12 protein-coding genes are annotated in these 14,577 nt (G+C 71.6%); 9 read left to right on the forward strand and 3 right to left on the reverse strand.

What is annotated here, in order from left to right; all coding sequences use genetic code 11:
- The first annotated feature begins 32 nt into the window (after positions 1-32).
- The 9 genes from AB0C78_RS24865 to AB0C78_RS24905 all read left to right on the forward strand — a co-directional run bounded on the left by AB0C78_RS24865 (position 33) and on the right by AB0C78_RS24905 (position 12,296).
- The gene (locus AB0C78_RS24865) at positions 33-1,319 is read left to right on the forward strand and encodes an extracellular solute-binding protein (protein ID WP_360751830.1); all 1,287 of its coding nucleotides are present in this window, start codon (positions 33-35) and stop codon (positions 1,317-1,319) included.
- Complete coding sequence (locus AB0C78_RS24870) at positions 1,316-2,284, forward strand: sugar ABC transporter permease (protein WP_360751833.1); 969 nt, start codon at positions 1,316-1,318, stop codon at positions 2,282-2,284. The genes AB0C78_RS24865 and AB0C78_RS24870 overlap by 4 nt, the downstream gene beginning before the upstream one ends.
- On the forward strand, positions 2,281-3,171 hold the full coding sequence (locus AB0C78_RS24875; protein ID WP_360751835.1) for a carbohydrate ABC transporter permease: 891 nt from the start codon (positions 2,281-2,283) through the stop codon (positions 3,169-3,171). The genes AB0C78_RS24870 and AB0C78_RS24875 overlap by 4 nt, the downstream gene beginning before the upstream one ends.
- Entirely contained in the window at positions 3,171-5,462 is a 2,292-nt protein-coding gene (yicI, locus tag AB0C78_RS24880) for an alpha-xylosidase (protein WP_360751838.1), read from the forward strand. Before AB0C78_RS24875 ends, yicI begins: the two co-directional genes overlap by 1 nt.
- Positions 5,462-6,835 (forward strand): GH1 family beta-glucosidase, encoded by a 1,374-nt coding sequence (locus AB0C78_RS24885; protein ID WP_360751841.1) that lies wholly within the window; start codon positions 5,462-5,464, stop codon positions 6,833-6,835. The genes yicI and AB0C78_RS24885 overlap by 1 nt, the downstream gene beginning before the upstream one ends.
- On the forward strand, positions 6,832-7,866 hold the full coding sequence (locus AB0C78_RS24890; RefSeq protein WP_360751843.1) for a LacI family DNA-binding transcriptional regulator: 1,035 nt from the start codon (positions 6,832-6,834) through the stop codon (positions 7,864-7,866). The genes AB0C78_RS24885 and AB0C78_RS24890 overlap by 4 nt, the downstream gene beginning before the upstream one ends.
- A 110-nt stretch (positions 7,867-7,976) precedes the next feature.
- A complete protein-coding gene (locus tag AB0C78_RS24895; protein WP_360751845.1) occupies positions 7,977-10,967 on the forward strand; it encodes a glycoside hydrolase family 3 C-terminal domain-containing protein in 2,991 nt (996 codons plus the stop codon).
- A 135-nt stretch (positions 10,968-11,102) separates the two neighbouring features.
- Positions 11,103-11,735 carry a hypothetical protein gene (locus AB0C78_RS24900; RefSeq protein WP_360751848.1) on the forward strand — a complete coding sequence of 211 codons (633 nt, stop codon included), beginning with the start codon at positions 11,103-11,105 and terminating at the stop codon, positions 11,733-11,735.
- Positions 11,736-11,738: 3 nt separating this feature from the next.
- The gene (locus tag AB0C78_RS24905) at positions 11,739-12,296 is read left to right on the forward strand and encodes a WHG domain-containing protein (protein ID WP_360751851.1); all 558 of its coding nucleotides are present in this window, start codon (positions 11,739-11,741) and stop codon (positions 12,294-12,296) included.
- Between the two features lie 17 nt (positions 12,297-12,313).
- On the opposite strand, the gene AB0C78_RS24910 is transcribed toward AB0C78_RS24905, so the two are convergent.
- The 3 genes from AB0C78_RS24910 to AB0C78_RS24920 form a co-directional block, all read right to left on the reverse strand.
- Positions 12,314-12,802 carry a nuclear transport factor 2 family protein gene (locus AB0C78_RS24910; RefSeq protein WP_360751853.1) on the reverse strand — a complete coding sequence of 163 codons (489 nt, stop codon included), beginning with the start codon at positions 12,800-12,802 and terminating at the stop codon, positions 12,314-12,316.
- A gap of 81 nt (positions 12,803-12,883) precedes the next feature.
- Positions 12,884-13,366, reverse strand: a complete 483-nt coding sequence (locus AB0C78_RS24915; protein WP_360751856.1) for a nucleoside deaminase — start codon at positions 13,364-13,366, stop codon at positions 12,884-12,886.
- Between the two features lie 110 nt (positions 13,367-13,476).
- Positions 13,477-14,487 (reverse strand): LacI family DNA-binding transcriptional regulator, encoded by a 1,011-nt coding sequence (locus tag AB0C78_RS24920; RefSeq protein WP_360751859.1) that lies wholly within the window; start codon positions 14,485-14,487, stop codon positions 13,477-13,479.
- Between the last annotated feature and the right edge of the window lie 90 nt (positions 14,488-14,577).

Here is a 14,577-nt window from a genome sequence, read left to right on the forward strand (position 1 = left end):
CCTCCCGGTCCCACCCCCGCGAAGGATCCCCCATGTTCAAGGCAGGCAGGAGCGCGGCGCTGCTCGCCGCCCTCGCCGCCGCGGCCCTGTCGCTGTCCGCCTGCGGCGGCGACGGCGGCGGCTCCGACGGCAAGGTGCTCAAGCTCTGGCACTACGAGGCCCCCGACAGCGCCATGGGCGCGGCGTGGAACGAGGCGATCAAGGAGTTCGAGGCCGCCCACCCCGGCGTGAAGGTGAAGTTCGAGGAGAAGGGCTTCGAGCAGATCCAGAAGACCGCGCCGATGGTCCTCAACTCCAAGGACGCCCCCGACGTCCTGGAGTACAACAAGGGCAACGCCACCGCGGGGATGCTGTCCAAGCAGGGCCTCCTCCAGGACCTCACCCCCGAGGTCACCAAGCGCGGCTGGGACAAGCTGATCAGCCCCGGCGTCCAGGTCACCGCCAAGTACGACGCCAAGGGCACCATGGGCGGCGACAAATGGTACGGCGTCCCCAACTACGGCGAGTACCTGCAGGTCTACTACAACAAGGACCTGTTCAAGAAGTACGGCGTCCAGATCCCGACGACGTTCGCCGAGCTGACCGCCGCGATGGACAAGTTCGTCGCCAAGGGCGTCACGCCGCTGACCAACGCGGGCGCCGAGTACATGGCGCAGCAGTTCGTCTACCAGCTCGCCCTCGACAAGGCGCCCGACCGCTCGTGGGTGGACGCCTACCAGCGCTACACCGCGAAGCCGAACTTCAAGGACGCCGCCTGGACGGCCGGCGCCACCACCTTCGCCGACTGGGTGAAGAAGGGCTACATCGCCAAGAACTCGGTGAGCCAGAAGGCCGAGGACGCGGGCGTCGCGTTCATGGGCGGCAAGTTCCCGATGATGTTCTCCGGGTCCTGGTGGTTCGGCCGGGTCGCCAAGGAGGCCAAGTTCGACTGGGAGACCTCCGTCTGGCCCGGCGCGAAGATGACGCTCGGCTCCAGCGGCAACCTGTGGGTCGTCCCCAAGGGCTCGAAGAACAAGGACCTCGCCTACGACTTCATCGACATCACGATGAAGAAGAAGGTCCAGAACATGCTCGGCAACCTCGGCGGCATCCCCGTCGCGGCCGACCCGTCGGCGATCACCGACCCGAAGGTGAAGAAGCTCACCGACGACTTCACCACGCTGGCGCAGAACAATCAGCTCGCGTACTACCCGGACTGGCCGGTCTCCGGCTTCTACGACGCCTGGGTCGCGCAGACCCAGAAGATCATGAACGGCAGCGCGCCCGGCGACGCGCTCGGCGCGCTCCAGAAGACCTACGACGACGGCCTGCCGAAGTGACGACGCACCACGAGGCCCGGAAGGGACGCGGCGCCGCCACCGGCGCCGCGTCCCGCCCGGACGGCCGGGGGAGGGCGCGCGAGCAGCTCGCCTACCTGCCGTACCTGATCCCCGGGCTGCTGCTGTTCGCCGCCGTCATCGGCGTGCCGTTCCTGATGAACGTCGGGACGAGCTTCACCGACTGGTCCGGCGTCGGCAGCCCGTCCTGGGCCGGTCTCGGCAACTACCGGGAGCTCGTGAAGGACGGGGAGTTCTGGGCCTCGTTCCGGCACAACGTCCTGGTCATCGTCGGGATGGCGATCGTCCCGACCGCGATCGGGCTGGTGCTGGCGGCGGCCCTCACCGACCTGATCGACCGGCACTTCGGGCCGCGCGCCGCGTCGGTCCTGCGCGCCTGCCTGTACCTGCCGCAGGTGCTGCCGGTCGTCATCGCGGGCGTCGTGTGGAGCTGGCTGCTCGCGCCGGACAACGGCGCGGTGAACACGCTGCTGAAGGACGTCGGGCTCGGCTCGCTCGCGCACGACTGGCTCGGCGACCCGTCCACCGCGCTGTGGTCCGTCCTCGGCGTCATGGTGTGGATGCAGATCGGGTTCCCGCTCGTGGTGTTCATGTCGGGGCTCCAGCGCGTCGACCCGTCGCTGTACGAGGCGGCGGAGATCGACGGCGCGACGTGGGCGCGACGGTTCCGGCACATCACGATCCCGCAGATCCGCCCGGAGATCTTCGTCGTGCTGCTGTGGACGACGATCGCGGCGCTCAAGGCGTTCCCGCAGATCTTCGTCCTGACGAAGGGCGGGCCGGGCGGCGCCACGAACGTCCCGTCGTACTACTCCTACGTCAACTTCTTCGAGAAGTCCGACGTCGGCTACGGCTCGGCGATCGCGACCGTGCTGACGCTCGTCATCATCGCGCTCACCGTCGTCTTCCTGCGGCTGCAGGGACGTGACCTGGGGGAGGAGCGATGACCGTGACGATGACCAAGCCGGGCGCGCCGGCGCGCGACCGGCAGGGCGCCCCGCGGCGGAGGCGCCGCCGCGGCCCGTCCGCCTACGCGGTGCTCGTCGCGCTGGCGGCGCTGGCCGGGATCATGCTGATCCCGTTCCTGGTCGTGGTGTTCAACGCGCTGAAGACGCCGCAGGAGTACACGTCCAAGGGGCCGCTCGCGCCGCCGTCCGGGCTGAACTTCGACGCGATCAGCGACTTCTGGGACCGCGTCGACTTCGGGCACGTGCTGTTCAACAGCGTCCTCGTCAGCGGCTCGGTCGCGGTGCTCGCGGTCCTGCTGTCGGTGTTCAACGCCTACGCGCTCGGCATCGGCCGCATCAAGGGCCGCATCTGGCTGCTCGCGCTGCTGCTGCTGGCGAACACGCTGCCGCAGGAGGCGCTCGTCTACCCGCTGTACTACCTGGCGAAGCAGTTCGGCATCTACGACACCCGGCTCAGCGTGATCATCGTGTTCACGGTGGTGCAGAGCGCGTTCGGCACCTACCTGCTGTCGTCGGTGATGTCGGCGTTCCCGCGGCCGCTGCTGGAGGCGGCCCGCATCGACGGCGCGAACCGCTGGCAGATCCTGTGGCGGGTGGTCGTCCCGGTCGTCCGGCCGACGCTGAGCGTGCTGCTCGTCTTCTTCTTCGTGTGGACGTGGAACGAGTTCCTCATCCCCATGGTCTTCCTCATCTCCAACGAGAACCAGACGGTCTCCGTCGCGCTCGGCGTGCTGCAGGGACAGCGCCTCATGGACGCCACCATGTCCAGCGCCGCCGCGCTCCTCGGCCTCCTCCCGACCGTCGTGTTCTTCCTCATCTTCCAGCGCACCCTGTCGCGCGGACTGACTGCGGGGGCAATCAAGTAATGAAGTTCAGTGACGGCTACTGGATGATGCGCGAGGGTGTGCACGCCGTTCATCCGGTGGAGGTCCTCGACGTCGCGGAGGGGCCCGGCTCGTTCTCGGTGCAGGCGCCCGTCCAGCGGATCCGGCACCGGGGCGACCTGCTCAAGGGCCCCGTGGTGACGATCGACTGCGCCTCGCCGATGCCGGACGTCATCGGCGTCACCATCACCCATTTCGCGGGGGAGCGGCGGCGCGGCCCGGAGTTCGAGCTCGCCGCCGAGCAGGCGGGCGAGGTGCGCGTCGACGACGAGGCGGCGACGCTGACGTCCGGCGCGCTGACGGTGCGGGTGAAGCGCGGCGGGGAATGGGGTGTCGACTTCCTCGCGGGCGGACGGCGGCTGACCGGAACGGCGCCGAAGTCGACGGCCGTCATCGACACCGACGACGGCGGCCATTACGTGCGCGAGCAGCTCGACCTCGGCGTCGACCATTTCGTGTACGGGCTCGGCGAACGGTTCGGGCCGCTGGTGAAGAACGGCCAGTCCGTCGACATCTGGAACGCCGACGGCGGCACCGCCAGCGAGCAGGCGTACAAGAACGTGCCGTTCTTCCTGACGAACGCGGGCTACGGCGTCTTCGTCGACCATCCCGGGCACGTGTCGTTCGAGGTCGCCTCCGAGGCCGTCGCGCGGACGCAGTTCAGCGTCGCGGGCCAGTCGATGCGGTACTTCGTCATCTACGGGCCGTCGCCGCGGGAGATCCTGCGCAAGTACACGGCGCTGACGGGGCGTCCGGCGCGGCTGCCGGACTGGTCGTTCGGGCTGTGGCTGTCCACCTCGTTCACCACCGACTACGACGAGGCGACGGTCTCCTCGTTCATCGACGGGATGGCGGAGCGCGACCTGCCGCTCAGCGTGTTCCATTTCGACTGCTTCTGGATGCGCGAGTTCCAGTGGTGCGACTTCGAATGGGACCCGCGGGTGTTCCCGGACCCGGCGGGGATGCTGCGCCGGCTCAAGGAGCGCGGGCTGCGGATCTGCGTCTGGATCAACCCCTACATCGGGCAGCGCTCACCGCTGTTCGCGGAGGGCCGCGCCCGCGGCTACCTGCTGACCAGGCCGGACGGCGACGTCTGGCAGTGGGACAAGTGGCAGCCCGGCCTCGCGGTGGTCGACTTCACCAATCCCGAGGCGCGGGAATGGTACGCGGCGAAGCTCGAAGCGCTCATGGACATGGGCGTCGACTGCTTCAAGACCGACTTCGGCGAGCGCATCCCGACCGACGTCGTCTACCACGACGGCTCCGACCCGGAACGCGCGCACAACTATTACACCTACCTCTACAACCAGACCGTCTTCGAGCTGCTGCGCAAGAAACGCGGCGAGGGCGAGGCGGTGGTGTTCGCCCGGTCCGCGACGGCCGGCGGGCAGCGTTTCCCGGTGCACTGGGGCGGCGACTGCGAATCGACGTTCGAGGCGATGGGGGAGAGCCTTCGCGGGGGCCTTTCCCTCGGCCTGTCGGGGTTCGGGTACTGGAGCCACGACATCGGCGGGTTCGAGGGGACGCCCGATCCGGCGCTGTTCAAGCGGTGGATCGCGTTCGGGATGCTGTCCTCGCACAGCCGCCTGCACGGAAGCCATTCCTACCGGGTGCCGTGGCTGTTCGACGACGAGTCGGTGGACGTCCTCCGCGACTTCACGAAACTGAAGATGCGGCTGATGCCCTACCTTTCGGCGGCGGCGCGGCAGGCGTACGGCGAGGGCCTGCCGATGATGCGGGCGATGGTCCTGGAGTTCCCGGACGACCCGGCCTGCACGCACCTCGAACGCCAGTACATGCTCGGCGACGACCTGCTCGTCGCGCCCGTGTTCTCGGCGGACGGCGGCATCTCCTACTACGTCCCGGACGGCGTGTGGACGCATTACCTCACCGGTGAACGGGTGCACGGCGGACGGTGGGTGAAGGAACGGCACGGATTCGGCAGCGTGCCGTTGCTGGCCCGTCCCGGCGCGGTCATTCCCGAGGGCTCGGTGGACGACCGTCCCGACTACGACCACGCCGACGGCGTGACGCTGCGCGTCTACGAATCATTCGACGGGATGGACGTCCTCACGCAGATCGGCGAAACGTCTTTCACCACCGTGCGGAACGGTGCGACGCTGCGGGTGACCGGTGCGGGCGCCTGGAACGTTCTCCTAGTGAACGCGCGCGTCGCGGCGGTGGACGGAGGCGAGGCGTCCGCCCATCCGCAGGGAGTCCTGGTGAAGGCCGCCGGCGGCGAACTCGTCATCACCCTGGAAGAGGAGAACTGATGGGCTTCCCTGAGGGGTTCCTGTGGGGCGCGGCGACCGCGTCCTACCAGATCGAGGGCGCCGCGGCCGAGGACGGCCGCACGCCGTCCATCTGGGACACCTTCAGCCGCACGCCGGGAAAGGTGCTGAACGGCGACACCGGCGACGTCGCCACCGACCATTACCACCGGTGGAAAGAGGACGTCGCGTCGATGGCGCGGCTCGGGCTCGGCGCTTACCGGTTCTCCCTTTCCTGGTCCCGCGTCCTGCCGGAGGGGAAACCGAACCAGAAGGGTTTCGACTTCTACTCCCGGCTCGTCGACGAGCTCCTCGAACACGGGATCTCGCCCGTCGCGACCCTGTACCACTGGGACCTCCCGCAGGAGCTGGAGGACGCGGGCGGCTGGCCGGAGCGCGACACCGCCCGCCGCTTCGCCGACTACGCCGAGCGCGCCGGCCGGGTCCTCGGCGACCGCGTCGACACCTGGACGACGCTGAACGAGCCGTGGTGCTCGGCGTTCCTCGGCTACGCCGCGGGCGTCCACGCGCCCGGCCGCACCGACCCGGCGGACGCGCTCGCCGCCGCGCACCACCTCAACCTCGCGCACGGCCTGGCGGTCCGGGCGCTGCGCGGCGTCGTGTCGCCGTCCGCGCGGCACTCGGTCACCCTCAACCTGCACCACCTGCGGGGCGACGCCGAGGCCGTGCGGCGGGCCGACGCGGTCGCGAACCGGATCTTCCTCGACCCGATGCTCGGCCGCGGCTACCCCGCCGACCTGCTCGCCGACACGGCGGAGATCACCGACTGGGCGTTCGTCCGGGACGGCGACGCCGACGTGATCGCCGCGCCGCTCGACGTCCTCGGCGTCAACTACTACTCGCCGACGCTCGTCCGGGTGTGGGACGGGACGTCGCCGCGCGAGAACGACGACGGCCACAAGCGGGGCGCGGCGACGCCGTTCGTCGGCTGCGAGGGCCTGGAGTTCGTGCGGCAGCCCGGCCCGTACACGGCGATGGGCTGGCCGATCGACGCGTCCGGGCTGGAGGAGCTGCTGCTGCGGCTGCACCGCGAGTACCCGGACGTGCCGCTGATGATCACCGAGAACGGCGCCGCGTTCGACGACGAGGTGGTGGACGGCCGGGTCCGCGACGAGCGCCGCATCGCCTACCTGCGCGACCACATCGCCGCGGCTCGGCGCGCCTGCGACGCGGGCGCCGACCTGCGCGGGTACTTCGCCTGGTCGCTGCTCGACAACTTCGAGTGGGCGTACGGCTACGACCGGCGCTTCGGGCTGATCCACGTCGATTACGGCACGGGCGAACGAACCTGGAAGGACAGTGCGTTCTGGTACCGCGACGCGATCTCCGCGCCGCTAGCATCGGACGCCCAGTGAACCGCTCGACGACGGGACGGTCCGTGGTCAAGATCACCGACGTGGCGCGGCACGCCGGGGTGTCCCCGAGCACGGTGTCCTACGTGCTGAGCGGCAAGCGCACGATCTCCGAGGAGACCCGGCGGCGGGTCCGCGACAGCATCCGCGAGCTCGGCTACCGCCCGCACGCCGGCGCCCGCGCGCTGGCGAGCAGCCGGTCCAACGTCCTCGCGCTGATGATCCCGCTGCGCTCGGGCATCGCGGTGCCCGTCGTCATGCAGTTCGCGATGTCGGTGGTGACCGCCGCGCGGCGGCACGACCACGACGTCCTGCTGCTGACCCAGGAGGAGGGCGAGGACGGCCTGAGCCGCGTCGCCGACAGCGCGCTCGTGGACGCCCTCATCGTGATGGACGTCCAGATGGAGGACCCGCGGCTGCCGCTGCTGCGCTCCCTGGACCGGCCGAGCGTGCTCATCGGCTTCCCCGCCGACGCGGGCGACCTGACCTGCATCGACCTGGACTTCCACGCGGCCGGCGCGGTCTGCGTGGAGCATCTGGCCGGGCTCGGGCACCGCGAGGTCGCGCTGATCGGCTCGCCGCCCGAGGTGTACGCGCGGCGGACCGGGTTCGCGCAGCGGGTCGCGGACGGGTTCGGCGCGGCCGTCCGCGAGCACGGGCTCGCCGGCGGCGTCCACCCGTGCGAGGCGACCCCGGAGGCGGCCCGCGCGCTGGTCGCCCGGCTGCTCGCCGAACGTCCCGGGCTGACCGGGATCCTCGTCCACAACGAGCCGGTCGTGGACACGGTGGTGCGGGCGCTGCGCGCGAACGGGCGCGCCGTCCCGCACGACGTCTCGGTCGTCGCGATCTGCCCGGACGAGATGGCCGAGCACGCCGAGCCGCCGCTGTCGGGCGTCGCGATCCCGGCCCAGGAGGTGGGCGGGCGCGCGGTCGAGCTGCTGATGGGCAAGCTCGACGGCGCGGACGTCCCGGCCGCGACGCTGCTGCCGCCGACCCTGACCCCGCGCGCGAGTTCCGCCCCGGCACCGCGCTGACCGTCCCGCCCCGCCGGACCCGAAGGAGGCATGCGTCCGGGCCCGCGCGGCCCGGTTGTCGAAGCGCTTCGACAGTACGTACTCGGGGGACGAGCCACAGAGGAGAACAGGTGCACACCACCCGCCCCACCCCCCGCTTCCCCGCCCGGCGCCGCCGGGCCCTGTCCCTCGCCGTCGCCGCCGTGATCGCGGCGCCGGCCGCCGTGACGGCGGTCCCCGCCGCGTCGGCCGCCGAGACCTACCCGTTCCGCGATCCGCGGCTGTCCGTCGACGCCCGCGTCAAGGACCTGCTCGGACGGCTCACCACCGACGAGAAGGTCTCGCTGCTGCACCAGTACGAGCCGGCGATCCCGCGCCTCGGGATCAAGCGGTTCAAGACCGGCACCGAGGCGCTGCACGGCGTCGCGTGGTCCACCGACGTCAACGCGTCCGGCGCCGTCCGGACCGCGCAGGGCACGGTGTTCCCGCAGTCGGTCGGCCTCGGCGCCACCTGGGACCCGGCGCTGATGAAGCAGATCGGGTCGGCCGTCGGCGACGAGGCCCGCGGCTACAACACCATCGATCCCGATGTGTGGGGCCTGCAACTGTGGGCGCCCGTCGTCAACTTGCTGCGCGACCCGCGCTGGGGACGCAACGAGGAGGGCTACTCCGAGGATCCGCTGCTCACCGGCCTGCTCGCCACCGCCTACGGCAAGGGCATGCAGGGCGACGACCCCGATCACCTCAAGGCCGCGCCCGTCCTCAAGCACTACCTCGCCTACAACAACGAGATCCGCCGCGACCAGACGTCGTCCAGCGTGCGGCCCCGCGTTCTGAAGGAGTACGACGAGGTCCCGTTCAAGCTGCCGCTCCAGCAGGACGCCGCGACCGGTCTGATGACCTCCTACAACCTGGTCAACGGACGCCCGGCGACCGCGTCGCCGCTGGTCAACGACGCGCGGAAGTGGAGCGGCAGGACGCTGCTCAACGTCACCGACGCGGGCGCGCCCAACAACCTCGTCGGCTCCGAGCAGTACTACCCGGACCTGCCGACCGGCGACGCCGCCACCATCAAGGCCGGCGTCGACAGCTTCACCACCGACGACACCAACTCGTCCATCACCGTGAACGCGGTCAAGACGGCCCTGGCGAAGGGCCTGCTCAGCGAGGCCGACCTCGACCGCGCCGTCGGCGACATCCTCAGCGTCCGCGTCCGGCTCGGCGAGTTCGACCCGGGCGGCGGCACGTACGGGAAGATCACGAAGGACGTCATCGACAGCCCCGCCCACCGCGCCCTCGAACGCAAGGCCGCGACCGAGCAGATGGTGCTGCTCAAGAACCAGAACAAGGCGCTGCCGCTCGCGTCCGGCAAGAAGGTCGCCGTCGTCGGCCCGCTCTCGAACACCCTCTACACCGACTGGTACTCCGGCTCGCTGCCGTACAAGGTCACGCCGCTGGACGGCATCAAGGCCAAGGCCGGCGCGGGCAACGTCGCGTCCAGCGAGGGCGTCGACCGCATCGCCCTCAAGGACGTGAAGACCGGCAAGTACGTGGCGGGCGGCACCACCGCCGCCGGGGCCGTCCTCAAGACCGGCCCGGCGACCGCCGACGCGTCCACCCAGTTCGACGTGTTCGACTGGGGCCAGGGCATCGTCACGCTGCGCTCCGCCGCCAACGGCAAGACCGTCGGCATCCACTCCGGCAACACCTTCGCCAACGACCAGGACCAGCCGAACGGCTGGTTCGTCCAGCAGATGTTCAAGCTGGAGAAGCAGCCGGACGGGAACTACCTCCTGCGCTACGCGGGCTACGAGAAGGCCTACGACTGGGCCGACCCGACCAAGATCTACGTGAAGGTCCAGGACGACGGCACGCTCGTCCTCACCACCAAGGACGACGCCAGCGCCTTCGCCAAGGACGTCGTCAACAGTGGCGTCGACTCGGCCGTCAAGGCCGCCGCCGGCGCGGACACCGCCGTCGTCGTGGTCGGCAGCATGCCGTTCATCAACGGCCGCGAGGACCACGACCGCACGACGATGGCCCTCGCCGAAGGCCAGGAGGAGCTCATCAAGGCCGTCCGCAAGGCCAACCCGAACACGGTCGTCGTCGTGGAGAACAGCTACCCGACGACCCTGACCTGGGAGCAGTCGAACGTCCCGGCCATCCTGTGGACGAGCCACGCCGGCGCCGAGACCGGCAACGCCCTCGCGTCCGTCCTGTTCGGCGACGAGAGCCCGTCCGGGAAGCTGCCCCAGACCTGGTACCGCTCCGAGAGCGACCTGCCCGACATCCTCGACTACGACATCATCAAGTCCGACCGCACCTACCTGTACTACAAGGGCAAGCCGCTCTACCCGTTCGGCTATGGCCTCACCTACACCACGTTCCGGTACGGCGAGCCGAAACTCAGCAGCCATTCACTGGCCGGGGGCAAGACCCTGACCGTCACCGTCCCGGTCACCAACACCGGCAAACGGGCCGCGGACGAGGTCGTCCAGCTCTACACGCACCAGCGGACGTCCCGCGTGAAGCAGCCCGTCGAGCAGCTGCGCGCCTTCCAGAAGGTCCATCTCGCCCCCGGCAAGACGGCCTCGGTGACGCTCCGCGTGAACGCGTCCGACCTCGCGACCTGGGACGTCACCCGCGGCAAGTGGACGCTGGAGACCTCCAAGCAGGACGTGCTCATCGGCTCGTCGTCGACCGACATCCGGCAGCGGGCCACGGTCGACGTCCACGGCGAGCGCGTCCCCGCCCGCGACCTCACCCGCACGACCCGCGCCGCCGACTTCGACGACCAGAACGCCGTCCAGCTCGTCGACGAGTCGAAGGCCGCAGGTGACGCGGTCGCCGGCACCGGAGGCTCCTGGCTCGCCTTCAAGGACTCGGCCCTGAGGAACGGCAGCCTCACCCTCCGCGCCGCCAACGCGGCCGCGGGCGCCACCACCGTCCAGGCGCGCCTGGACAGCCCGACCGGGCCCGTGGCCGCGACCTTCACGATCCCGTCCACCGGCGACAAGTACACCTACAAGGACGTGACGGCCGCCCTGCACGCCACCGGCCGCCACGACCTCTACCTCGTCTTCACCGGCGAGGCCCGCCTCTCCACCCTCACCCTCCACTGACCGAAGGCCCCCGCCCCGCCCCACCCGGGGCGGGGCGCTGGCGTCTCAGGAGCGGCGATGCGAGAGGGCTTGCGCTCCTCAGTTAGTTCCATTAACTTGAAGTTAATGAGATTAACCGAGCAAGGGGAGAGTGACATGGCCTCCATCACCGCCGCGCCGCGCAAGGGGCTGCTGAGCGTTCCGGGCGTCGCCGGGATCGGGTTCGCGCTCTCGTGGGCGGCCGGGCTGTCGGTCCCGGTGCCCGCGCCCGGGTTCGGCGCGAGCGGGAGCGAGATCGTCGGCGGCTACGCGGGGCACGGGGCCGCGCTGACGGTGCAGTTCCTGCTCACCGAGGGGCTGCCCGCGGCCGCGCTCGTGCTCGTCCCGCTCGCGCTCGGCCGGGCGGCCCGGTGGTCGCGGGCCGGGCGGATCGCGGCGGGCGCCGGGCTGGTGGCGGCGGTCATCTCGCTCGTCCAGTTCGCGATCGGGCTGGCGCTGGTCGCCACGTCGACGCCGGGGACCGCGCACGCGCTGCTGGAAGCGCTCAACCGCGCGGACGGCGTCAAGATGTTCTTCCTCGCGGCCGTCGGCGCCGCGGGCGCGCTGGCCGGGGCGCTCCCGCGCTGGCTGGAATGGACCGGGTTCGCGCTGGCCGCCGCCATCGCCGGCTCCGGCATCGGGTACGCGCTGCTGCTCACCGGCGTCGCTACGCTGGCCTACGTGTCGCTGCCCCTGCTGATCCTCTTCGTCACCGGCGCCGGTGTCGCCCTCGCCCGGAAGGCCCGGTAGGGCGTGCCGCGCGCGGGTCTGACCCCGGAGCGGGTCGTCAAGGTCGCCGCGGAGGTCGCCGACGAGACGGGCCTCGAACGGCTGACCCTCGCGGCCGTCGCGAAGCGGTGCGGGGTGTCGCTGCCCGGGCTGTACAAGCACGTCGACGGGCTGGACGCGGTCAAGCGCGGCATCGCGATGCTGGCCGTCGAGGAGATGACGGCGCGGCTCGCGGCGGCCGTCGCGGGCGTCACCGGGCGGGAGGCGCTCGCGGAGCTGTCGGCCGCCTACCGCGGCTACGCCGCCGCGCATCCCGGACGGTACGCCGCGAGCGTCCGGGCCCCGGCACCCGGCGACGCGGAGCACGAAGCGGTCTCCGACCGGGCGATCGCCGTCATCACGTCCGCGTTCAGGGGCTACCGGCTCGAGGGCGGCGACCTGGTCCACGCGATCCGCATGTGGCGGATCGCCTGCCACGGGTTCGCGTCGCTGGAGCGGGACGCGGCCTTCGGCCTGCCGGAGTCCCTGGACGAGACCTTCACCCGCATCATCGACGCCCTGGACGAAGCCTTCCGCTCATGACGGCAGCACGCCGCGCCTCATTGGGGAGCGGCGGGGCGGAGGTGTGCGGGGAGGGTGTCGGGGCGGCGCAGGTGGTGGGCCACATTGCCGACGAGTTCCAGGGTGATGCGGCGTTCGGCGAAGCGCCACGCGCCGTCGCGCAGCTCGAAACGGTCGTCGTAGCGGCCGGCGCAGATCGCCTGGAAGGGTAGGTCCGGCGTGGCCTGCATGACCGTGAAGTACGACTTGGCCGTGGCCACCGGGCCGTCCAGCTCGATGGCGACGTTGGTCGTGACGTGCTTGGTGCGGGGCGTACCGTCGTCGTACAGGATGATCGTCTTCTCGAACATCCGCGCCACCGCGCCGCCGGTCAGGGCGCCGCCGCTGCCGGCGAAGTCGCCGTGCGCGAACAGCGCGCCGATCGCGGCGAAGTCACCGCGGTCGACGGCCTCGGCGTAGGCGAAGATCAGATTCCGGACGGCCTGGTCGGCCGGGAGGGCGTCGGGCCTGCGGGGTCTGTCGGGCATACGGGTCTCCTGACGGTGGGACGTCCGGCCATTCAAGCCGCGGCGCGCCGGGCCCCGTGGAACGGTCCCGCTCGGCGGGACTCAGGAGCAGGCGCGCACGTGCAGGTCGTGGACCTCGGCCTCCAGCGCGGGGACGGGCCCGTCCACCCGGATCCCGGGCACCACGTCCTGGATCGGGATCGCGTTGACCGGCGACGGCGGCACGCCCAGCGCGGCGCGCCACGCGCCCACCTGCGCGGAGGAGTGCACGTAGACGATGCGGCCGAGGCCGACCCAGCCGTGCGCGGCCGAGCACATCGGGCAGTGCTCGCCGGAGGTGTAGACGACGGCGGCGGCGCGCTCGTCCGGCGCCAGGTTCGCGGCGGCCCAGCGCGCGACCTCGAACTCCGGGTGCCGCGTCTGGTCGCCGCCGGCGGTGCGGTTGCGGTCCTCGAACAGGACCTCGCCGGACGCCGAGACCAGCACGGTGCCGAACGGCTCGTCCCCGCCGGCCAGCGCCTCGGCGGCCAGCGCGACGGCGCGCCGCAGGTGGACCAGCTCGTCTTCGGTCGGTTCGTATCCCATGGTCCTCGTCTCCGCGCCCGTCATGCCGAAGACGATCATACGCCGGACGGCGCGTCCCCGGTCGGCCCGCGGAGGCCGGCGGCGGGCCGAGATCTCGACGCGGCGCCAGGCTACGCGGACTCGCGGAGGACGAGGTGCGGGCGCATGATGACGACCGGGTCGGCGACGGCCTCGCCGCGGATCCGGGACACCAGCAGCCGCGCCATCGCCACGCCCATCTCCTCCGGCGACTGGTGCACGCTGCTGAGCGGCGGGTCGGCGAGCGGCGCGGCGGCCGAGTCGTCGAAGCCGATCACCGCGACGTCGTCGGGGACGCGCCGGCCGAGCCGGCGCAGCACCCGCAGCGTGCCGAGCGCCATCGGGTCGCTCGCGGCGAACACCGCGTCCACCGCGGGCTCGCCGGACAGCAGCCGCTCGGCGGCGGCGATGCCGGTGGCCTCGCCGAAGTCGCCGAACGCGACGTACTCCGGCAGCCCCGCCTCGCCGAGCGCCTCCCGGTAGCCGGCGAGCCGGTCGATGCCCACCCCCATGTCCTGCGGGCCGGCGATCGTCGCGATCCGGCGCCGCCCCCCGGCGATCAGGTGCCCGACGGCCTCGCGGGCGCCGAGCCGGTTGTCGACGTCGACGTAGCTGACCGGCGACAGCCCCGGCGGCCGGCCGCCGAGCACCGTCGGCACCCCGTTGGCCTCCAGCTTCGCGGGCAGCGGGTCCTCGGCGTGCAGCGAGGTCAGCAGCACCCCGTCGACGTGCTGGGTGGTCAGGTAGTGCTCGAGGCGCGCGTACTCGGCGGGGGAGCGGGCGAGCGCGAGCAGCAGCTGCAGGCCGGTGTCGCCGAGGCCGTTGCTGATCCCGCGGATGATCCCGGCGAAGTACGGCTCGCCGAACAGCCGCTGGTCGGACTCGGCGACCACCAGCGCGACCGTGTCGGTGCGCCGGGTGACCAGCGTGCGGGCCGCGCGGTTCGGCACGTACCCGAGCTCGTCGATCGCCTTCAGCACCGCCTGCCGGGCCCGCTCGCTGACCCGCGGCGACCCGTTGACCACCCGGGACACCGTGCCGCGGCCGACCCCGGCGCGCGCCGCGACCTCCTCCAGGGTCGGGCGCGTGCCCCTCTGCGTCATCAGGCCCCCTCCGTCGTTCCTGCGGCGTCGTCGCCGCCCCGCCGGGCCGCCGGCCAGCGGCGCGCCGGCCCGGCCGGCCGGGCGGGACCG

The organism is Actinomadura sp. NPDC048394 (assembly GCF_040651755.1).
GTDB classification, from domain to species: Bacteria; Actinomycetota; Actinomycetes; order Streptosporangiales; family Streptosporangiaceae; genus Spirillospora; species Spirillospora montaniterrae.

Bases quoted from the DNA above. Each gene is read 5' to 3' on its own strand.
- AB0C78_RS24865 (WP_360751830.1), top strand. From the start codon at position 33: ATGTTCAAGGCAGGCAGGAGCGCGGCGCTGCTCGCCGCCCTCGCCGCC.
- AB0C78_RS24875 (WP_360751835.1), top strand. From the start codon at position 2,281: ATGACCGTGACGATGACCAAGCCGGGCGCGCCGGCGCGCGACCGGCAG.
- yicI (WP_360751838.1), top strand. From the start codon at position 3,171: ATGAAGTTCAGTGACGGCTACTGGATGATGCGCGAGGGTGTGCACGCC.
- AB0C78_RS24885 (WP_360751841.1), top strand. From the start codon at position 5,462: ATGGGCTTCCCTGAGGGGTTCCTGTGGGGCGCGGCGACCGCGTCCTAC.
- AB0C78_RS24900 (WP_360751848.1), top strand. From the start codon at position 11,103: ATGGCCTCCATCACCGCCGCGCCGCGCAAGGGGCTGCTGAGCGTTCCG.
- AB0C78_RS24910 (WP_360751853.1), bottom strand. From the start codon at position 12,802: ATGCCCGACAGACCCCGCAGGCCCGACGCCCTCCCGGCCGACCAGGCC.
- AB0C78_RS24915 (WP_360751856.1), bottom strand. From the start codon at position 13,366: ATGGGATACGAACCGACCGAAGACGAGCTGGTCCACCTGCGGCGCGCC.
- AB0C78_RS24920 (WP_360751859.1), bottom strand. From the start codon at position 14,487: ATGACGCAGAGGGGCACGCGCCCGACCCTGGAGGAGGTCGCGGCGCGC.